We start from the raw sequence: 19739 nt of genomic DNA, 5'->3' as shown, positions 1-19739 counted from the left end.
GTAGAAAAACATGGGTTTCTCTACAATCTGAACCCAATAGATATACATCTATTGGGTTGTTTGTTTTGGCGCAGTCACACGAAGTGATTGATCTTTCCAAACGCTCTTCATATTGGTTTCATCTATTTTTGCAGGCATTAAAATGGTTTTGGTAAAGCTCGAATAGGAGGAAGTCGTGTCTGTTTTGATTTTTTCCTGTACCGATAAGTGTAAATATTGCGCTTTCACTTCTAGTGCGATATCACCTTCGACAAAATGGTCTGGAAATCGAATCTCAATGTATACATATTGATCATCTTCTGTCACATCGGTTGTAATGGATGCAAGTGAATGGCTCGTGGTCATCAGCGCCTCTGCACTATTTAAAATGTCGTGAAACGGCGATGATGCAAAAAATTGTTCAATCGCTTCATATAGAATGTCTTCATTTGCTAACAACTCGTGTTTATTTTCACTTTCATGTTTCATTTGAATCACCTCTCATCTACAGCCTATGCAAAAGGGGCTCAGGCGGTTATCAATTGATGAGAGGAAAAAATTATGATTAAATAGTGTTGAATGAAGCAAGGTGTATGGGCGTGAAGGTTTATACGCTGAATAGATCTAGAAGCAAAGCTTGAAGGGAGCAAATGAACATTGCTGAAAAAATTATTCGGTTTCGGAAAAAACCAAGATGATGTAAAGGAAGAAGTCATTTATTCTCCAGTCGATGGAGAGTTAATGGATATGACCGATGTACCAGATCCCGTTTTTTCTCAAAAGATGATGGGAGACGGCGTAGCTGTAAAACCAAAAAACGGCACCATTGTGTCGCCAGTAGATGGTGAAATTATTCAACTCTTCCATACAAAACATGCAATTGGGATTCGAACACTCTCAGGGCTTGAGCTTCTGATTCATATCGGACTTGAAACGGTTGGATTAAATGGTGAAGGCTTTGAAGCACACATAAAAGAAGGGGATAAAGTGAAAGCAGGTGATCCTCTCATTACGTGTGATTTAGCGCTGATTGAAGAAAAAGCGGCAAGCACAGTGACACCAATTGTCATCATGAATGGTGATTTAGTAGAACATCTTGACAAAGAACCTAAGGGCTCTGTAGAAAAGCAGACGTCCAAGCTTTTTACAGTAAAAATGAAATAATCCAAAAAAAAACTACCCTGAGTTGATAGGGTAGTTTTTTGATTGAGGACATTAATCCTCCATTGGAACCCAGCCTTTACTTGCTTCCATGACAGTCCATAAACCTTCTGGAATCAAGTACTTATCTTTTTGACTGCGTTTAATGACGGTTTCAATCTCGTTTTCTCTGCCTTCTTTAATCTTTACTGCCCAATCGGGATCAACAATGACTTCTCTTGCAACAGCAATGAGTGGAATCCCTTGATTGTATGCATTCAGTGCATCCTCAGCTGTAATGACGCTGCCGACGCCGATGAGTGGAAGCGTGTCACCACAGCGCTCTTTTAATAACTCCATCCGCGTCTTACTTGTATCAGCACCACGTCTTGCTTTAGCGTCAATCTCCATTAAAGAAATATGCAAGTAATCAAGGTTTTTTGTCTTAAGTACGTCCACTAAAGTAAATGTTTCTGTCATGGTTAAACCAGGTGTTTCTGGTTCTTCAGGTGATAATCGGTATCCAAAGATAAATGGTTTTGTTACATGCTCTTTGATTGCTTCTTTCACTGCATCTACTACTGCAATTGGAAATGCGAGACGCTTTTCTTCGCTTCCGCCCCATTGATCTGTACGCTGATTACTATGTGGGGAGTAGAATTGCTGTAATAAATATCCGTTCGCTCCATGGATTTCGATCCCATCAAATCCTGCTTGAATTGCGCGTCTTGCTGCTTCTTTAAATGAGTCGATGATGTGAGGAATTTCTTCTTCTGTCAAAGCTCTCGCAATTTGTTTTCCATCTTTAAATACATCACTTGGCGCAACGACATCACCGTTTGGGACTAAATGAGGGAGAGCCTGAGAGCCGCCATGATGAATTTGCATAATGGCTTTTGTTCCTTTCGCTTGAATCGCAGAAGCAAGCTTTTGTAGGCCAGGTATATCTTCATCTCTTGCAATAGAAGGCTGTCCTTCAAACGCCTTACCATCTGGCGTCACGTTTGCACATGCGGTGATGACCATGCCCATTTCGCTTGATCTAGCGGTAATAAAATCAATTTCTTCCTTTGAGATCGTGCCATCCTCATGAGAACCGAAGTGTGTCATTGGTGCAACGACTAAACGGCCATCAATAGAGGCACCCCCTGGGAATGTAAAAGGTTCAAATAAAGGCTTAAATTCGTTTTTCAATCTGATCATCTTCTTCCTTGATAAAATCATTTCACTATAGAAGTGTAATAGATATTGTTACAACACATCAAAATATTTGCTCACAAGCGGTGCATCAAAAAATTGCCGCCTAGTCATGCAAACAAATATTCGGTACACTAGAATGAGAGGTGGATACCAGATGAAGAAGAAAACAATGAACGAACTCATAGAAGATTTAAAAAAAGACGAACAGGTCGAGCATTGGCATGAAATTGAAGCGAAGCCTGCACTGACTTCTCCAATTCCTGAAAGAGTAAATGACAGGCTCAAAGTGGCGCTTGAAAAAAGAGGTGTGAGTGAACTATACATTCATCAAAAGGAAGCCTTTGAACGTGTGATGGATGGTGAGAATGTGGTGACTGTGACACCTACAGCTTCAGGTAAAACACTTTGTTACAATCTGCCAGTTCTTCAGTCGATCTCAGAAGATCAGACAAGCCGCTCCCTCTATTTATTTCCAACAAAAGCACTTGCGCAAGATCAAAAAAGTGAATTAAACGAAATCATTCATGAGATGGATGTTCCAATTCACAGTGAAACCTATGACGGGGACACCTCCCCAGCGATTCGCCAGCGCGTCAGACAGGCAGGACATATTGTCATCACAAATCCAGATATGCTGCATTCAGCGATTTTACCTCATCATACGAAATGGGTCAGTTTATTTGAGAACTTAAAGTATATTGTCATTGATGAGCTTCATACATATCGAGGCGTGTTTGGCAGTCATGTTGCCAATGTCATTCGCAGACTAAAGCGAATTTGTGCATTTTATGGAAGTGACCCGACCTTTATTTGTACTTCAGCGACCATTGCGAATCCGAAAGAGCTTGCAGAGCAGCTGACCGGAAGCAAGGTGCATCTCATTGAACGCAACGGAGCGCCTAGCGGTAAAAAGAATTTTGTCTTTTACAACCCGCCAGTCGTCAATAAGCCATTAAATATTAGACAAAGTGCGGCCACTGTTGTGAATCAGCTCGCTAAAACATTTTTAAAAGAAAAAATTCAAACGATTGTTTTTGCTAGAAGTAGGGTAAGAGTTGAAGTCATTCTAAGTCATATTCAAGAACTAGTGAAAAAAGAAATTGGTCCTAAATCGATCCGTGGTTATCGCGGGGGCTATTTGCCGAAAGAGCGGCGCATGATTGAAAAAGGCTTAAGGGAAGGAGACATTCTCGGTGTTGTCAGCACAAACGCACTAGAATTAGGAGTAGATATTGGACAGCTAAAAGTCTGTATCATGACCGGATATCCTGGCAGTGTAGCGAGTACGTGGCAGCAGGCAGGACGAGCTGGAAGGCGTCATGAGGAAGCACTCATTATCATGGTCGCAAGCTCATCGCCACTTGACCAATATATTGTCAGACACCCTGAATACTTCTTTAACAGACCACCTGAATCGGCAAGAATCAATCCTGAGAACCTTATCATCCTAGTCGATCATCTAAAATGTGCGTCCTACGAGCTACCGTTTCGAGAAGATGAACAGTTTGGCGGTATGGAAGTAGAAGAAATCTTGCAATACTTACATGAAGAAGGGGTTCTTCATTTCAGCGGGAACCGTTATTATTGGTCAGATCAATCGTTCCCGGCTCATGGGATCAGTCTGAGATCTGCAAGTCAGGAAAATGTCGTCATTGTCGATCAATCCGATGTAGCGAACGTTCGAATTATTGGGGAGATGGATCGATTCAGTGCGATGACCTTACTTCATGATGAAGCGATTTATTTACATGAAGGGGTTCAGTATCAAGTGGAAAAGCTAGATTATGAACACCTTAAGGCTTATGTGAAACAAGTCGATGTAGAATACTATACAGATGCGAATTTAGCGGTTCAGCTCAAGGTGCTTGAAATTGATCAGACAACAGAGAAGGAAGCGGTATCTGTTCACTACGGTGATGTGACCGTCAATGCAATGCCGACCATTTTCAAAAAAATTCGATTATCAACCGGTGAAAATATCGGCTCCGGCCCGATTCACTTACCTGAAGAAGAAATTCATACGAGTGCTGCTTGGTTTGAATTACATGAAGCAGAGCGGACATTTGAAGAAAAAACACTTGAACAGCTCTTGCTCGGTATTGCCAATGTTCTTCAGCATATTGTTCCGGCGTTTGTCATGTGTGACCGTTCAGACATTCATGTCATTTCTCAAATAAAGGCAGCCCATACCGGGAAACCGACTGTATTTTTATATGATCATTACCCAGGTGGAATCGGTTTAAGTAAAGAGGTGCAGGCTCGCTTTGATGAAATTGCCCGTGCAGCCACTCAGCTGATTGAGCGATGCAGCTGCGAGAACGGCTGTCCATCTTGTATTGGCATGGAAATGAAAGAGATCGATGGAAAAAGCAGGATCATTCAATTGATGGCAGGATTTTAAGGGAAGGGGGAATAGACGTACTCATGTCATTAAAAGGAAAATTAAACAGAATGAAAAAACACCTGTCGCACAATCAGTCAGATGAAAAGCGTGTGGCAGTAAAAGAGGGACAAACGCACACTGTGACGGCTGAAACCATTCCATTTCTAAAAGAGTGGGGGGAATTAGGTGCAGCTCCTTACTACTTTGAAGACTCTTTCTGCCTCATTCGGGAAGTGACCTATCCACTTGACCATCAGCATGGGCGATATTCATTTGCAGAACTGCCGGAGATGGTGAGTGCATGGAACAAAAGTGAGATTCAGCATTCTCTTTCTGCAAAAGGCTTCAAGCCTCACGAGCTATTTTTCTTCGATACAGAAACAACAGGACTGTCTGGCGGAACGGGAAATATGATTTTTCTGCTTGGGCATGCGAGAGTTTATTCAGATAAAGTAGTGGTAAAACAACATCTGCTCACGAATCCAGGAAATGAAGCGGCACTTTACAATAGCTTTCTTAGTGAGGTGGATGTTGAATCACTTGTGACATATAATGGAAAATCATTTGACTGGCCTCAAGTCAAAACGAGGCATACATTATTACGCGATCAAATACCTGCTCTACCTGAATTTGGTCATTTTGACCTTCTGCATGGGTCAAGGAGATTGTGGAAACATAAATATGAGCGTATGGCTCTTTCGGTTGTAGAAAAAGAGGAACTGCACGTCAATCGTGAGGGAGATACACCGGGGTTCCTCGCACCAATGATCTATTTTCACTTTTTAAAGGAACAAAACCCGAAACTGATTGAAGGAATTTTGACTCACAATGAACTTGATGTCTTATCGTTAATCAGTCTCTACATTCATTTGTCTAAAAAAATCTTATCCAAAGATGCGGTGAAGGAAGACGATGAGAAATATGCATTAGCTAAGTGGCATCTTGCTCACCGTGATGTGCAGGAAGCAACAAAGCACCTGCAAGAATTAACGGGAGCAGCGTTTGAGCATGCGGATCAAGCAGCTTATGATCTATCATTACAGTACAAGCGATTAAAACAATGGGATGAAGCGGCATGCATATGGAGGCGTCTATTTGAATCAAGTGATGTTCATGTAAGATTAAAAGCGGGTGTAGAGCTAGCAAAGTATGAAGAACACCGTCAAAAGGATCCAAAAGCAGCCCTTTCCATTACCCAAACATTGTTATCACAATCGTCTTTAAGTGAACGAGACATTGTGGAACTTGACAAGCGAGAAAACCGGCTCTTAAGAAAAGCTGGGCGATGAAATTATTGCCTGGGAAAGCGCAAAAAATGACAACGTTCGGCTCTCGGCCGAAAATAAAAATTGTTTAGCACTTTTATTGTAGAAAAGTCACGAATCCTGTAAAATAACGTTAGATATTGAATGAGGAGCGTAGAGCATGTATAAGGGTCTTTTCTACTTGTTTTTTCTTGTTGTCATATTGGTCGCGTTTGTGTTTTCAAACTATAAAGATGTTTTTCTTGCAAACTTTTAAAATAGGTTAATGCATTAGTACATGTACACCTCTTGATTCATACATTGTTAATGTAAGAAAATCAAGGAGAGGGGAATGCTACATGTACCATCATCATCATTGCAATCCAAATGTTACACAGCCAATTGTACATCCAACGAATCACTGCTGTACGCATAGTGAGTCAACTACAATTGTGCCGCACATCCACCCGCAGCATGTAACAAATGTTCATCACCAAAATTTCCAACATGTTCACTACTTCCCGCATACGTTTTCTCAGGTGGACCCGGCAACACATCAACACTTTAACTGCGGTGGACCTTGCTGTAACAGATAAAGTGAAATGGGACTTTTATAAGTCCCTTTTTTTAAAAGCAGGTGAAAAAATGAAAATTATTGCTGTCACAGGGTACAAGCCATTTGAGCTTGGGATCTTCAAACAAGACGAGCCTGCACTTCAATACATAAAAGCGGAACTTCGGAAAAGGCTGACGGCACTCATTGAAGACGGGCTGGAATGGGTGCTCATTTCAGGTCAGTTAGGGGCAGAAATATGGACAGCTGAAGTGGTCTTTGAGCTTCAAGAGGAGTTTCCAGATTTAAAACTTGCTGTCATTACACCATTTTATGAACAGGAAGAGCGCTGGAATGAACAAAATAAAGAGCTGTATGAAGGCGTTCTTGCACAAGCTGATTTTGTAGAAAGTGTCACGCATAAACCTTATGAAAGTCCGGCACAATTCAAACAAAAGAACCGCTTTTTTATTGAAAAAACGGACGGCCTTCTCGTCTTATATGATCCTGAGCACGAAGGCTCGCCAAAATATATGATCAAAGAAGCTGAAACCTATACCGACTACCCAATTATGTATATCACAATGGATGATTTAAGGGCACAGGTTGAGGCGGAAGATCCGTTTTTTGACTAAAAGCAAGAGAAAATTTGACAACGTCACGTATTTCTGAAAAAATATACTATGAATTCACGATATGAGGTGAAAAAGATGCTTGCTGATAAAGTAAAGCTTTCTGCGAAAGAAATTTTAGAAAAAGAATTTAAAACAGGTGTCCGAGGGTATAAACAAGAAGAAGTCGATAAATTTCTAGATATGGTTATTAAAGACTATGAGACATTCCATCAAGAAATTGAAAAACTCCAACAAGAAAACCTTCACTTGTCAAAACAGCTTGAAGAAGCGGTTGAGCAAGGGAAAAGACAGCCTGCACAGTCCAATACAACAAACTTCGATATTTTAAAAAGACTATCTAATCTTGAGAAACACGTTTTCGGTAGCAAACTTTATGATTGAGTAATACCAAAAAAGCTTGTGTCAGATGACATTGTCGTTTATAATAACGCATGTTGATTAACGTTCGGGTAATCGCTGTAATGCTTTGACATTGCAGAGGAAAGTCCATGCTCGCACGGTGCTGAGATGCCCGTAGTGTTCGTGCCTGGCGAAAAAATAAGCCAGGGCAGCCTGGGAAAGGCTGACGGCAGGAAAAATGCCTACGTCCTTTTAGGATATGGCAAAGTATCCTTGAAAGTGCCACAGTGACGAAGTCTCACTAGAAATGGTGAGAGTGGAACGCGGTAAACCCCTCGAGCGAGAAACCCAAACTTGGTAGGGGAACTTTCTCAAAGGAACCAAACGGAGAGAAGGACAGAGAATTCTGTAGATAGATGATTACCACCTGAGTACGAGGCTTTTGCCGTTTGTAGTACGATGGAACAAAACATGGCTTACAGAACGTTATATCCGTTATCATAAACATGATGAAATCAAAGCTCTCCTATTTCTACATATGGAGAGCTTTTATCTTGATTAAGAAAAGAACGAGAAAACAGGTGATAAACAAATGAAAACCTATACACTCATCGCAACAGCGCCAATGGGAATTGAAGCGATTGTTGCAAAAGAAGTAAGAGACCTCGGGTATGAGTGCACCGTAGATAACGGAAAAGTTATTTTTCAAGGAGATGCGCTTGCCATCTGCCGTGCGAATCTATGGCTGCGTACAGCAGACCGAATCAAGGTCCAAGTTGCTGAATTTTCGGCTAGAACATTTGACGAGCTTTTTGAGCAGACTAAAGCCATTGACTGGGCCGCATTTTTACCGAAAAATAGTACATTCCCTGTCATTGGTAAATCTGTTAAATCTCAGCTTGCCAGTGTGCCGGATTGTCAGCGTATCGTCAAAAAGGCTATCGCGCAAAAACTTAGATCATCTTACAACATACAGTCTGAATGGCTAGAAGAGACGGGTCCTGAATACAAAATCGAGGTAGCGCTTTTAAAAGATAAAGTATTGCTGACGCTCGATACGTCTGGTGTGGGTCTTCATAAACGTGGATACCGTGCAGATCAAGGCGGGGCGCCTATTAAAGAAACCCTTGCAGCGGCGCTTGTCTTATTAACGAACTGGACACCTGACCGTCCGTTTGTCGATCCTTTTTGCGGATCAGGCACAATTGCTATCGAAGCAGCGATGATTGGACAAAACATTGCCCCTGGATTTAACCGGGAGTTTGCATCTGAATCATGGGAATGGATCGGTGAGGACGTTTGGAACAAAGCACGCCTTGAAGTAGAAGAAAAGGCGAACTATGATCAGCCGCTTCGCATTATCGCGAGCGATATTGATCATCGCATGATAGAGATTGCGAAACTGAACGCAGAAGAAGCTGGACTTAGTGAACTGATTCAATTTAAGCAAATGCAAGTGAAGGACTTTCAAACAAAAGAAGAGTATGGTGTAATTGTCGGAAATCCGCCTTACGGTGAACGTCTCAGCGATAAGCCAGCTGTGGAAAAAATGTATCAAGGCATGGGCGAAGCATTGAAAAACCTAGATACGTGGTCCATTTACATTTTAACGTCACATGAAAAATTCGAAGAATGTTTCGGAAGAAAAGCGACGAAAAAGAGAAAACTGTTTAATGGATTTATTAAAACAGACTATTATCAATACTGGGGAAAACGCCGACCTAGAAGAGAAACAACTGAATCGTAACAAATGTCCACACCACGAGAAGGTGTGGATTTTTTATGCTAAAAAGGTATAAGTCTTCTCGGGACGGAATAAACTGAACTTGATTTTAAAAAAAGAGGTGTCTTCATGATTCATTATGATCAATTTCAGTTAATTCAAAAAGCACTCGCTTCAACAGCCCGAGAAATAGAAGGGATTGAAACAGGACAATCTGCTAAACTTACGGCAGCCATCGAGAACTTAGCAATGGCTCAAAACTACATAGACCATTCAGAGCACGCATTTTTAATGAAGGAAAGCTACCAACATCGCCTGCGCTCTTAAAAAAAGATTGTCATACCCCAGCATAAATGGTACTATTGAATGTCTGAATGATTCAAAAGTTGGGGGTTGAAGCAGGTGACAGCGTCTCGTTTGCCTTTTTCATTAACAAAAGAACATAATTTTTACGAAGAACTGGGCAACTGGATTGGTGATGTGTTTTATGACATCTTGCCAGAAAAGGGCTTTGATCTTCGAGATGAACAAATATTCATGGCTTTTCAGTTAGAAAGAGCCTTTAAAGAAAAAAGTGTGATGTTTGCCGAAGCTGGGGTAGGCACAGGCAAAACAATCGTTTACCTTTTATTTGCGGTCACATATGCAAGATATACAGGGAAACCTGCGATCATTGCATGTGCAGATGAAACGTTAATTGAACAGCTCGTCAAACAAGAAGGTGATATCTATAAAATTGCCAATCACCTTGATATTCAAATAGATGCGAGATTAAGTAAATCGCATGATCAATATTTATGCTTAAAGAAACTAGAGAAAACGATGCAACGTGAAGATGATGAGAAGTGGCTCGACATTTATGAATCGCTTCCTTCATTTGTTCATGAATCTCATGGGATGCAGACATTTTATCCGTATGGTGATCGAAAAGAGTATCCAGAATTAACAAATGATGAGTGGTCAAGAATTGGCTATGACTCTTTTCAGGACTGCTTAACGTGCGACATGCGGCACCGCTGTGGTTTGAATTTATCAAGAGACCATTACCGAAAAGCAACAGACCTCATCATTTGTTCTCATGACTTTTACATGGAGCATGTATGGACAAAGGAGTCACGTAAACGTGAAGGACAGCTGCCGCTCCTTCCTGAGCATAGCTCTGTTGTATTTGATGAAGGACATCTTCTTGAATTTGCAGCACAAAAAGCGCTAACATACCGAGTGAAACAATCAACACTTGAGACGTTTTTGGAGCGTCTTTTGCAAAATGACATTCGTGAAGAGTTTGCAGAACTTGTTGAAGATGCACTTGCAACAAACGATCAGTTCTTTTACCTCTTAAAAACGAATGCCAAAGAAATCAAAGGATCACACCGTCTTGAAATTGGTCGTGTAGATGAGGTAAAGCGTTCAGCAAGTGAATTATGTGATTTGCTTGAGAAGATTGGAGAAGCGCTCGTATTTGAATCAGAGATGTACACAATTGATCAATACGAATTGTCTGTTGTGGAAGAGTACATTGAGCAGATGGCGTATTCTCTGTCGCTTTATCAGAAAAATGCCATTAGCTGGCTGGAGAAACAGGAATTAGATACTACATTTGTCGTCATGCCAAAAACGGTAGCAGAAGTTCTCGGTGAAAAGGTATTTTCGCAAAAAATCCCTTATATTTTCTCATCTGCTACGTTGTCTGAAAACCAATCATTTGATTATTTAGCTGAAAGCCTTGGGATCAAAGATTATTTATCCATGAGTGTGGCTTCGCCGTATGATTATGAGGAGCAAATGCAAATGTATTTCCACGGAATTCAGCAGCCAATGACAGAGTCAGATGTAAAAGGTCAGCACGTGCTGGCTCAGGTAAAAGAAAATGGCGGTCGATCTCTTATTTTATTCCCTTCATTTGATGAACTGCATGTATTTAGAAAGCAGCTCGATGCATCAAATGAATCACTGCCTTTCCATGTGTATTTTGAAGGAGACGAGGAGATCAGTACCATTGTTCAAAAGTTCCAAGCGGATGAAACATCTGTGTTATGTTCCGTTCACTTGTGGGAAGGGCTGGATATTCCAGGACAGTCTCTAACAAATGTGGTTATTTGGGGACTTCCATATCCACCGCATGACCCAGTATTTGAAGCAAAACGGAATGAAGCGAAAGATGCATTTACTGAAGTGGACCTTCCATACATGCTGCTTCGTCTAAGGCAGGGCATTGGGAGACTGATTCGGACAAGCCAAGATGCTGGCAGCATTCATATTTACTTTGGCAGTCAGAAAGATATTGAGCTACAAAGTAAAATTGAATCCGTTCTGCCAGTAAAGCCAGTGATCTCTTAATGATAGAAAACCATTCAATAAGAGGAGGATACGATCAGCGTATCCTCCTTTTTCATTGACAAAAGAACATTTATTGAAGTAGCCTTGAAACGTACATACATATTTTATTGATTGGGGGAACGAACGCATGAGTCTTGAATCAAAAGAGAAAGCGTTTTATCAATTACTAGGAAAAATCGCCCATTATACAGAGGCGCTTCATTTACTTTATTGGGACTCTCGAACACAAGCGCCTAAAAAAAGCGCTGATTTCAGAGCAGAAACCATCGGTCAATTATCCAGCGATATCTTTAATATGAAGACTTCTGATGAAATGAGAGATCTTCTTGATGCATTAAATAAAGAGAAAGAAAAGCTGTCAAAAGACACGCAGAAGGCACTCGAATTATCGCAAAAAGAATATGATGAAAACAGCAAAATTCCAAAAGAAGAATTTAAAGAATACTCCATTCTACAATCAAAAGCAGAACATGTTTGGGTAGAAGCAAGGGAGAAATCAGATTTTTCACTCTTTGCACCCTATTTAAAACAGCTGATTGATTTTAACAAGCGTTTCATTCAATACTGGGGCGTGAAAAAAACACCATATGATGTGCTTCTCAATAATTATGAGCCGGATATGACGGTTGAACAACTCGATCAAAAATTCGGTGCACTTCGAGACGCCATCGTTCCTCTCGTGAAAAAAATTGAAGCTTCGCCAAATAAACCGGATACTTCGTTTTTATCGAAAAGCTTCCCGATCGACAAACAAAAAGAGCTGAGTCTCTTTTTCTTAAAAGAGTTAGGGTATGACTTTGACGCAGGACGGCTTGATACAACGGTTCATCCATTTGCTGTGACATTAAGCAGAGGGGATGTACGTGTGACGACGCGTTATGATGAGCACGATTTTCGCATGGCGATCTTTGGTACCATTCACGAATGCGGCCATGCCATTTATGAACAAAATATTGATGAGGCACTGAGCGGAACGCTCTTATGTGACGGCACATCAATGGGTATTCATGAATCACAGTCTCTTTTCTTTGAGAACTTTATCGGCAGACATGAAGATTTCTGGAAAACGTATTATCAAAAACTGCAAGAGGCATCTCCTGAACAATTTAAAGATGTCACTTTAGAAGAATTTGTGCATGCGGTGAATGAATCGAAGCCGACTTACATTCGAATTGAAGCAGATGAACTCACGTATCCACTTCACATTATTATTCGCTATGAAATTGAAAAAGCCATTTTCAATGAAGAAGTAGCCGTTGAAGATCTGCCAGCGTTATGGAATGAAAAATACCAAGCATATCTTGGCATTACGCCGCCTAACGATGCGCTTGGTATTTTGCAGGATGTTCACTGGTCTGATGGTAGTTTTGGTTATTTCCCTTCATATGCACTTGGTTATATGTATGCGGCGCAATTAAAGCAGCAAATGATCAAAGATTTACCGAATTTTGATGAACTGATTCAAAATGGGTCTTTTGCACCGATAAAAGAATGGCTAACTGAACATGTCCATCAGCATGGAAAACGGAAAAAGCCATCTGAGATCATTCAAGACGCAACTGGTGAAGAATTAAATGTTCAATACTTAATTGATTATTTAACAGATAAGTATACAAAGCTGTATTTATCATAAATGAAAGCACCCTTTGATCAGAAGGGTGCTTCAGCGTGTAGACAAACCCTCGCATTCGTTGTCAGTCCTGCGCTTCGGTGCTCACGAATGTCAAATTCGCTCCGCGCCGATGCTCGTCCTTCCTAGACTGCAAAGGTTTTCTATCACGCTGAAAAGAAGACAAAGGGCTAAAATCAAGTTCATTTTAGCCCTTTGTCAACAATCTGAGGCACCCTTTAATCAAAAGGGTGCTTTTTTGCTGGTTGAATATTCTAAAAACGAACGTTTAAAGCTTAATGATTATTTAAGTTCGGTATTTTTCTAGAAAAGTGCTTTCCAAGCGTCTGAAATCTTGTTATAATTTGAACACTATAACACTCATATAATCGCGTGATAATGGCACGCAAGTTTCTACCGGACACCGATACCGTCCGACTATGAGTGAGCAAAATGAAACAGCTTTTGTATGAGCTGAAGATCCCGTGGATCGTTTTCGCATTGCTTGCTCCTTAATGGACAGCAATGCTTTTTTTATGCAAAAAAATGAAAGTTGCTAATATGCTGGGAGGAAGAATGATGGAATTGTTACGTCAAAAGATCGAGAACGAAGGAATCGTTCTGTCAAATCAAGTGCTAAAGGTAGATGCTTTTTTAAATCATCAAATTGACCCTGTGTTAATGCATGAGATCGGTCAAGAGTTTGCTAGATTATTTAAGCATGATGGAATTACTAAAATTATCACAATCGAATCTTCTGGTATTGCACCTGCTGTCATGGCTGGACTTACCCTTCATGTGCCAGTTGTTTTTGCCCGAAAGCGGCAATCACTGACTTTAACGGATAACCTTTTGACAGCAAGTGTGTATTCTTTTACCAAAAAAGTAGAAAGTACGATTGCTGTCTCTAACACGCACCTTAGTGAGGATGATTGTGTGTTAATTATCGACGACTTTTTAGCAAATGGAGAAGCCGCTAAGGGACTAGCTGCAATCGCAAAGCAAGCGAAAGCAAAAGTAGCTGGTTTTGGAATTGTTATCGAGAAATCATTCCAGCCTGGAAGAAAAGAACTTGTGCAAATGGGCTATAGAGTCGAGTCACTCGCACGTATCGAATCGCTCGAGGAAGGAAAAGTCACGTTTGTACGCGAGGTACAATCATGAGTGCCGCTAAAAAAGCCAAAACCCTTTCGCTAGGGATACAGCATGTACTGGCGATGTATGCAGGTGCGGTTCTTGTCCCGCTCATTGTTGGAGATGCGCTTGGGCTCACGCCAGCCCAGCTGACGTACTTAATTTCGGCAGATATTTTCATGTGCGGTGCCGCCACACTGCTTCAAGTATGGAAAAACCGCTTTTTTGGCATCGGTTTGCCTGTTGTACTAGGCTGTACATTTACTGCGGTATCTCCTATGATTGCGATTGGATCTAAATATGGAATTTCGTCTATATATGGAAGTATTATCGCCGCAGGGTGTATTGTCATTGCTCTTTCATTTTTCTTTGGGAAGCTTGTGAAATTTTTCCCGCCCGTTGTCACAGGTTCCGTCGTCACGATCATTGGAATTACCTTAATTCCGGTCGCCATGAACAATATGGCAGGTGGTGAAGGAAGTGCAGACTATGGTTCTTTTGAGAATCTTGGACTTGCTTTTCTTGTATTGTTTATCATTGTCCTTCTCTATCGATTTACAAAGGGATTCATGAAAGCCATTGCCATCTTAATCGGCATTCTACTTGGGACAGCAGTTGCTGCTTTCTTAGGGAAGGTGGAGACAGCAGAAGTGGCGAATGCACAAGTTTTCCGCATCATTGAGCCTTTTTACTTTGGGCTGCCTACTTTTGAATTTGCACCAATCATGACAATGACATTAGTTGCCATTGTGTCATTAGTCGAATCAACGGGTGTATACTTTGCGCTCGGAGATTTAACGAATCGTTCATTAAAAGAGAAGGATTTAGCAAAGGGATATCGTGCAGAGGGAATTGCCGTTTTATTAGGCGGTATCTTCAACGCTTTTCCATACACAGCCTACTCCCAAAACGTTGGATTGATCCAATTAACAGGCGTGAAGAAAAATCAGGTCATTGTGGTGACAGGTGTATTATTAATGGTATTTGGCCTTTTTCCTAAAATCGCGGCATTTACAACGATTATTCCAAAATCCGTTCTAGGCGGTGCAATGGTCGCCATGTTTGGCATGGTCATTGCGTACGGGATTAAAATGCTCTCACGCGTCGATTTTGCCAAACAGGAAAACTTGCTCATTGTCGCATGCTCAGTTGGCATCGGGCTCGGAGTAACGGTTGTGCCGCAAATGTTTGAGCATTTGCCAGAATCGATTAAATTGTTAACAAGTAACGGAATTGTCGCCGGAAGCTTTACCGCTATTTTGCTTCATATTATTTATCACATGATTCCTTTTAAAAAAGAAACAGAGCAGGAGCTAACGGAAGAACCTAAGCAATCTGTTATGTAATCACTTCTCTTTTGAGAGCTGAAAGCCCGCATCCTTTGGATACGGGCTTGTTGTGATTAGCGCTATTAATGTTGTACCGGAGGCATTGTTTCGTTAATGACTGCAAATGTATAGCCCCTTGCTTTTAGTTGTGTAATCAGGCTATCTAAATAGTTCGTGGTAGAGGGTTGATCATGCATTAAAATCACTTTTGGTTCCCATGGTTTATTTTTCTCAAACATTTGCAGTTGATCCAATACCTCTTGAACATATTGTGAGTTTTTATATCTCCAGTCAAGGCTATCAATCGTCCAATCCCAGTAAATAAAGCCATATTGGTTTAAGCGTACTTTTTGATCATATGTTAAATTTGGAACACTGCCATAAGGTGTTCTCACAAGACGGGTGTAACCGCCTGTAACAGAAGCAAGAATGCGCTGAGCTTCTCTCATTTCATTTGCGGGAGACTCACTGTTTTGATAAAAGCGGTTTATATCATGCGTCATGCCATGAAGCCCTAATTGATGTCCTTCTTGATAAAGTCTTTTCACAGCTGCTTGGTGAGCTTGGATTTGCGGTCCAAGCATGAAGAATGTCGCCTTCACTTGATGTGCTTTTAAGACATTTAACAGCTGATTTGATGTAGCAGAAGGACCATCATCAAATGTTAAAAAGACCGTTTGATTCGTTGTCTGTTGGTTTGGATTGGTCTTAAATTGTTGATCCAATGTTCTTGCAGAATGATCTTTTGCTTTCAGACTGATACTTGTGTCTCGGAAGTCACTGCTAGTAACAATTTTTGCTTGCCCATTTGTCGCCTGCAAATGGGGTTTAGACATATCCCAGATAAAAAAGAGAAACAGTGTAAGAAGCACTAAACCAATTATCTTTGAGAGAAATATCGTGTTGTAGGGTGTTTGTTTTTTGGACACCTTTTTCATGACAATCACTCCAGTCAATTAAATTTTGTGCCGAATCATGTAGTAGATTCTGTCTTTTTTCACTGTTTTTCATGGTGCTCATATTGATTAAGTATACAGGAAAAAACCCCCTTTTCATATATAATCATCAAATAAATTAGCATTTTATGGTTATTTATTTGTGTTGATCAGAAAAAAGGTGATCCATTCATGTTTAAATGAAAGGTGGGGTTTGTCTACGGTCTGCACTTTTCATTTGGAGGTGCTTTTTTGCATAAAGCTATGTTAACTAACTCTATTAATAATCATTTGTTCTTTAGATATAAAACTAGGATGAGAGTGAATGGTTAAGAATCGTATTGAATGACATCAACCAAGAAATAGATCTAAACGAATAGGATGATTGTTGAAATCTGTCTGCTCTCTCCATATGGGACTTATGATAAAGTTGGTTTATTAACATTCTCCAAATGGGTGTTAAAAGGTGGGATAAGTAAATGTTAGGATTACCAAGAGGGGAAGTTTTTTTAGTGCCTTGGTCTATGGAGTGGAAAAACGAATATGAAAAAGAAAAGCGCCAGATAATAGCTGATATGGGTCCATACACAATCAATGTACATCATATTGGAAGTACGGCAGTAAAAGGTTTAAGCGCTAAGCCAATTATTGATATTGCAATTGAAATAGAACATTTTTTTGATGGAGAAAAATGTGTAATAGCGTTGGAAGGACTCGGTTACTCATATAAAGGAACAGACGTATTACCTGAAAGACACTACTTTAATAAAGGAGAACCACGAACACATCAAATCCATATGTATCAAAGACATAATAAGTATTTACTTGAACAGTTAAATTTCAGAGATTACTTGAGAAATAATGAGCAAGCTAGAAGTGAGTACCAACAGCTTAAACTTAAATTATCAAGATTACATGGAAATGACAAACACAAATACGCACATGAAAAAACTGATTTTATTAAGTCAATCCTTGAAAAGGTTTAGGTGAGGGTTTGCTATTTAGATGTTCATAAGAGAGGTCATTCACAGAGGAACTCCCAATTAACGGAGTTCTTTTTTTCATTAAATCACCATTATTTTTGAACATAAATTGCATAAAAAAAGCAGGTTCGCTTGGCTTGGAACGAACCTGTGAAGGAGGAAAACTACATCATGTTTTCACCTATATTATCCAATATTTATCAATTGTCGTCAAGACAAAAAGTTAGACGGAGGAAAATATTTTGACTGAATTGTGTCGTTTTGGCATGTATATCCTTTTTTTGATTGGGGATATTAACCGAAAAAAGAGGTGAAGCCGATGGCATACATTCTTTCAGTTGGAACAAGTCTGCCAAAACATCATGTGGATCAGCAAGCAGCTGCTCAATTTGCAAGGTCTCAATTTAAACGATCGTTTAAAGATATTGATCGGCTATTAAAAGCTTTTAATAATGGCGAAATAGAGAGCAGGCAGTTTGTACAGCCTATTGATTGGTATCAAGAACATCATTCTTTTGAAGAGAAAAACAACCTCTATATCGAAAAAGCATTGGCTCATGCGAAAGAAGCCGTTTTTCACTGTCTGCATGAAACAGCGTTTCTTACAAAGCCAGTTCCTTTTGATGAGATTGATGCTTTGTTTTTCATCTCCAGTACAGGGTTATCAACGCCAAGTCTTGATGCAAAGCTGATGAATGTTCTTCCATTTTCTCCTTATACGAAACGAGTGCCAATTTGGGGGTTAGGCTGCGGGGGCGGGGCGGCAGGCTTATCCCGAGCTTATGAATACATCAGGGCGTATCCAGAAGCGAAAGTGCTCGTTGTTGCCTGCGAGCTTTGCAGCCTCACTTTTCAGCCGCAAGATCAATCAAAAAGCAATTTAATTGGAACCTCGCTGTTCGGTGATGGGACTGCGGCCGTTCTTTTAACTGGAGAAAAGACTGCCTCTAAGTATACACGGTTAAAAACAGTACCTAAAGTGCTTGGCACGCAGTCAGTGACCATGAAAGATTCTGAAGATGTGATGGGATGGGATTTTACCGCCGATGGATTTCGGGTCATCTTCTCACGTGATATTCCGTCCATCATTTCTGGGTGGTTAAAAGAGCAAGTGGATCAATTTTTACATCAGCTAGGGTTTTCAACAGAGGATGTATCTGTATTTCTTGCTCACCCTGGAGGAAAAAAAGTGATTGATGCCTATCTTGAAAGCCTATCTTTACAAGAGCATCAGCTACTTTCTTCAAAAGAGGTTCTGAAACAGCATGGAAACATGTCCTCTGCCACCGTTTTATATGTCATGAAGCATTTTCTTGAACATCAGTCACTAGATGCAGGACAGGTGGGGCTTTGCGGAGCACTTGGTCCAGGCTTTTCGTCAGAATTATTGCTCATGAAATGGGAGGGGCTCTCTTGATGATTTTCTGGATAGTGATTGGCATTTTCATTTTTCAGCGCCTCATTGAAATGCTTGTGGCGAAAAGAAATGAAAAGAAGGTGAAGGCGATCGGAGCGATTGAATTTGGTGCAAGCCATTATCCTTATATGGTCGCTATGCATGCAGCTTTTTTCCTCTCGCTTATTGGAGAGACATGGCTGCTGCATCGTCAACCGTCTCGTTTTTTCCTATTGCTGCTTGTATTCCTGCTTGCTACCCAGGTGATTCGGTACTGGGCACTATGTTCACTTGGGACGTTTTGGAATACAAAAATCTTAGTCGTTCCAAATGCGATGATTGTGAAAAAGGGGCCGTATCGCTGGTTAAAGCATCCTAACTATGTGGTGGTGGCGATTGAACTGATGTTCATTCCGCTGCTATTTAACGCATTTATTACTGCCATTTTGTTTACGTGTTTAAATGGATGGATGATGATGGTCAGAATACAAACAGAGGAAAAAGCACTGAATCAGTATTTATTAAATTAATATTGAAAATCATTATCAATTGTGCTACACTTTCATTAATGATAAACATTCTCAATCATGAAGGATGGACGGTGATCACATGACAATGATTTTCTTACTCGGTACGGTCTGTGTATACAGCTTATTGATTGGCTTCGTATTAAAAGGTGTTTCAAAAAAATCTGCTTCCTGATTGCAGTCCTTTGTGACTGATCGGGCAGCAGATTTTTTTATTTCCTCAGATCAGAAGAAAAATCTCTTTATTTTGTGTAAAATGGTACACATACATAACTGACTTTTCTAAAAACA

General features: G+C 40.5%; 19 protein-coding genes, 1 other RNA gene and 1 riboswitch. Of the genes, 17 read left to right on the top strand and 3 right to left on the bottom strand.

All coding sequences use genetic code 11. From position 1 onward, the window contains the following. Positions 1 to 48: 48 nt before the first annotated feature. Positions 49 to 468, bottom strand: coding sequence for an Hsp20/alpha crystallin family protein (locus BA79_RS13650; RefSeq protein WP_008344621.1), 420 nt, complete (start codon positions 466 to 468; stop codon positions 49 to 51). 168 nt (positions 469 to 636) lie between these two features. Here BA79_RS13650 and BA79_RS13645 point away from each other — a divergent pair, with 168 nt between their 5' ends. Then, a complete protein-coding gene (locus BA79_RS13645; RefSeq protein WP_008344623.1) occupies positions 637 to 1143 on the top strand; it encodes a PTS sugar transporter subunit IIA in 507 nt (168 codons plus the stop codon). Between the two features lie 51 nt (positions 1144 to 1194). On the opposite strand, the gene BA79_RS13640 is transcribed toward BA79_RS13645, so the two are convergent. After that, positions 1195 to 2313, bottom strand: coding sequence for an NADH-dependent flavin oxidoreductase (locus BA79_RS13640; protein WP_025207530.1), 1119 nt, complete (start codon positions 2311 to 2313; stop codon positions 1195 to 1197). A gap of 160 nt (positions 2314 to 2473) precedes the next feature. Between BA79_RS13640 and BA79_RS13635 the strand changes: the two genes are divergently transcribed. From BA79_RS13635 to pbuX, 12 genes are all read left to right on the top strand, one after another. Then, positions 2474 to 4720, top strand: a complete 2247-nt coding sequence (locus BA79_RS13635; protein ID WP_035703338.1) for a DEAD/DEAH box helicase — start codon at positions 2474 to 2476, stop codon at positions 4718 to 4720. 23 nt (positions 4721 to 4743) lie between these two features. Continuing rightward, a complete protein-coding gene (locus BA79_RS13630; protein ID WP_035703335.1) occupies positions 4744 to 5991 on the top strand; it encodes a ribonuclease H-like domain-containing protein in 1248 nt (415 codons plus the stop codon). Positions 5992 to 6305: 314 nt separating this feature from the next. Then, a complete protein-coding gene (gene cotD / locus BA79_RS19175; protein WP_072368252.1) occupies positions 6306 to 6542 on the top strand; it encodes a spore coat protein CotD in 237 nt (78 codons plus the stop codon). A 49-nt stretch (positions 6543 to 6591) separates the two neighbouring features. After that, positions 6592 to 7134, top strand: a complete 543-nt coding sequence (locus tag BA79_RS13625) for an SLOG family protein (RefSeq protein ID WP_316246474.1) — start codon at positions 6592 to 6594, stop codon at positions 7132 to 7134. 75 nt (positions 7135 to 7209) lie between these two features. Beyond that, complete coding sequence (gpsB, locus tag BA79_RS13620; RefSeq protein ID WP_008344631.1) at positions 7210 to 7515, top strand: cell division regulator GpsB; 306 nt, start codon at positions 7210 to 7212, stop codon at positions 7513 to 7515. Positions 7516 to 7575: 60 nt separating this feature from the next. Further along, positions 7576 to 7957: RNase P RNA component class B (gene rnpB / locus BA79_RS19170), an RNA gene on the top strand. Positions 7958 to 8065: 108 nt separating this feature from the next. Then, a complete protein-coding gene (locus BA79_RS13615) occupies positions 8066 to 9220 on the top strand; it encodes a THUMP domain-containing class I SAM-dependent RNA methyltransferase (RefSeq protein WP_035703329.1) in 1155 nt (384 codons plus the stop codon). Between the two features lie 105 nt (positions 9221 to 9325). Beyond that, positions 9326 to 9523 (top strand): hypothetical protein, encoded by a 198-nt coding sequence (locus BA79_RS13610; RefSeq protein WP_017359721.1) that lies wholly within the window; start codon positions 9326 to 9328, stop codon positions 9521 to 9523. A 75-nt stretch (positions 9524 to 9598) separates the two neighbouring features. Continuing rightward, the gene (locus BA79_RS13605) at positions 9599 to 11536 is read left to right on the top strand and encodes an ATP-dependent DNA helicase (protein ID WP_017367482.1); all 1938 of its coding nucleotides are present in this window, start codon (positions 9599 to 9601) and stop codon (positions 11534 to 11536) included. 127 nt (positions 11537 to 11663) lie between these two features. Beyond that, the gene (locus BA79_RS13600; protein WP_017367481.1) at positions 11664 to 13169 is read left to right on the top strand and encodes a carboxypeptidase M32; all 1506 of its coding nucleotides are present in this window, start codon (positions 11664 to 11666) and stop codon (positions 13167 to 13169) included. Positions 13170 to 13506: 337 nt separating this feature from the next. Continuing rightward, positions 13507 to 13606: riboswitch (purine riboswitch) on the top strand. A 118-nt stretch (positions 13607 to 13724) separates the two neighbouring features. Continuing rightward, positions 13725 to 14309 (top strand): xanthine phosphoribosyltransferase, encoded by a 585-nt coding sequence (gene xpt, locus BA79_RS13595; protein WP_035703327.1) that lies wholly within the window; start codon positions 13725 to 13727, stop codon positions 14307 to 14309. Continuing rightward, entirely contained in the window at positions 14306 to 15625 is a 1320-nt protein-coding gene (gene pbuX / locus BA79_RS13590) for a xanthine permease PbuX (RefSeq protein WP_035703325.1), read from the top strand. The genes xpt and pbuX overlap by 4 nt, the downstream gene beginning before the upstream one ends. A gap of 65 nt (positions 15626 to 15690) precedes the next feature. Here the strand turns inward: pbuX and BA79_RS13585 are convergent, their stop codons facing one another. Beyond that, positions 15691 to 16545 (bottom strand): polysaccharide deacetylase family protein, encoded by an 855-nt coding sequence (locus BA79_RS13585; RefSeq protein ID WP_025207523.1) that lies wholly within the window; start codon positions 16543 to 16545, stop codon positions 15691 to 15693. A 476-nt stretch (positions 16546 to 17021) separates the two neighbouring features. On the opposite strand from BA79_RS13585, the gene BA79_RS13580 reads away from it, so the two are divergent. The 4 genes from BA79_RS13580 (at position 17022) to fbpC (ending at position 19623) form a co-directional block, all read left to right on the top strand. Continuing rightward, on the top strand, positions 17022 to 17528 hold the full coding sequence (locus tag BA79_RS13580) for a GrpB family protein (protein ID WP_035703323.1): 507 nt from the start codon (positions 17022 to 17024) through the stop codon (positions 17526 to 17528). Between the two features lie 316 nt (positions 17529 to 17844). Further along, the gene (locus tag BA79_RS13575; RefSeq protein ID WP_035703321.1) at positions 17845 to 18942 is read left to right on the top strand and encodes a type III polyketide synthase; all 1098 of its coding nucleotides are present in this window, start codon (positions 17845 to 17847) and stop codon (positions 18940 to 18942) included. Continuing rightward, positions 18942 to 19451 carry an isoprenylcysteine carboxyl methyltransferase family protein gene (locus BA79_RS13570; protein WP_035703319.1) on the top strand — a complete coding sequence of 170 codons (510 nt, stop codon included), beginning with the start codon at positions 18942 to 18944 and terminating at the stop codon, positions 19449 to 19451. Before BA79_RS13575 ends, BA79_RS13570 begins: the two co-directional genes overlap by 1 nt. A gap of 64 nt (positions 19452 to 19515) precedes the next feature. Further along, complete coding sequence (fbpC, locus tag BA79_RS19840; protein ID WP_306172627.1) at positions 19516 to 19623, top strand: Fur-regulated basic protein FbpC; 108 nt, start codon at positions 19516 to 19518, stop codon at positions 19621 to 19623. Positions 19624 to 19739 lie beyond the last annotated feature (116 nt).

The sequence above is a fragment of the Bacillus altitudinis 41KF2b genome, from assembly GCF_000691145.1.
GTDB classification, from domain to species: domain Bacteria; phylum Bacillota; class Bacilli; order Bacillales; family Bacillaceae; genus Bacillus; species Bacillus altitudinis.
This window is presented reverse-complemented; position numbering and strand designations above follow the sequence as displayed.

Coding starts and splice junctions, on each gene's coding strand:
- BA79_RS13600 (WP_017367481.1), top strand. CDS start 11,664: ATGAGTCTTGAATCAAAAGAGAAAGCGTTTTATCAATTACTAGGAAAA.
- BA79_RS13570 (WP_035703319.1), top strand. CDS start 18,942: ATGATTTTCTGGATAGTGATTGGCATTTTCATTTTTCAGCGCCTCATT.
- pbuX (WP_035703325.1), top strand. CDS start 14,306: ATGAGTGCCGCTAAAAAAGCCAAAACCCTTTCGCTAGGGATACAGCAT.
- BA79_RS13630 (WP_035703335.1), top strand. CDS start 4,744: ATGTCATTAAAAGGAAAATTAAACAGAATGAAAAAACACCTGTCGCAC.
- BA79_RS13610 (WP_017359721.1), top strand. CDS start 9,326: ATGATTCATTATGATCAATTTCAGTTAATTCAAAAAGCACTCGCTTCA.
- cotD (WP_072368252.1), top strand. CDS start 6,306: ATGTACCATCATCATCATTGCAATCCAAATGTTACACAGCCAATTGTA.
- gpsB (WP_008344631.1), top strand. CDS start 7,210: ATGCTTGCTGATAAAGTAAAGCTTTCTGCGAAAGAAATTTTAGAAAAA.
- BA79_RS13615 (WP_035703329.1), top strand. CDS start 8,066: ATGAAAACCTATACACTCATCGCAACAGCGCCAATGGGAATTGAAGCG.
- xpt (WP_035703327.1), top strand. CDS start 13,725: ATGGAATTGTTACGTCAAAAGATCGAGAACGAAGGAATCGTTCTGTCA.
- BA79_RS13650 (WP_008344621.1), bottom strand. CDS start 468: ATGAAACATGAAAGTGAAAATAAACACGAGTTGTTAGCAAATGAAGAC.
- BA79_RS13635 (WP_035703338.1), top strand. CDS start 2,474: ATGAAGAAGAAAACAATGAACGAACTCATAGAAGATTTAAAAAAAGAC.
- fbpC (WP_306172627.1), top strand. CDS start 19,516: ATGGACGGTGATCACATGACAATGATTTTCTTACTCGGTACGGTCTGT.
- BA79_RS13625 (WP_316246474.1), top strand. CDS start 6,592: ATGAAAATTATTGCTGTCACAGGGTACAAGCCATTTGAGCTTGGGATC.
- BA79_RS13580 (WP_035703323.1), top strand. CDS start 17,022: ATGTTAGGATTACCAAGAGGGGAAGTTTTTTTAGTGCCTTGGTCTATG.
- BA79_RS13575 (WP_035703321.1), top strand. CDS start 17,845: ATGGCATACATTCTTTCAGTTGGAACAAGTCTGCCAAAACATCATGTG.
- BA79_RS13585 (WP_025207523.1), bottom strand. CDS start 16,545: ATGAAAAAGGTGTCCAAAAAACAAACACCCTACAACACGATATTTCTC.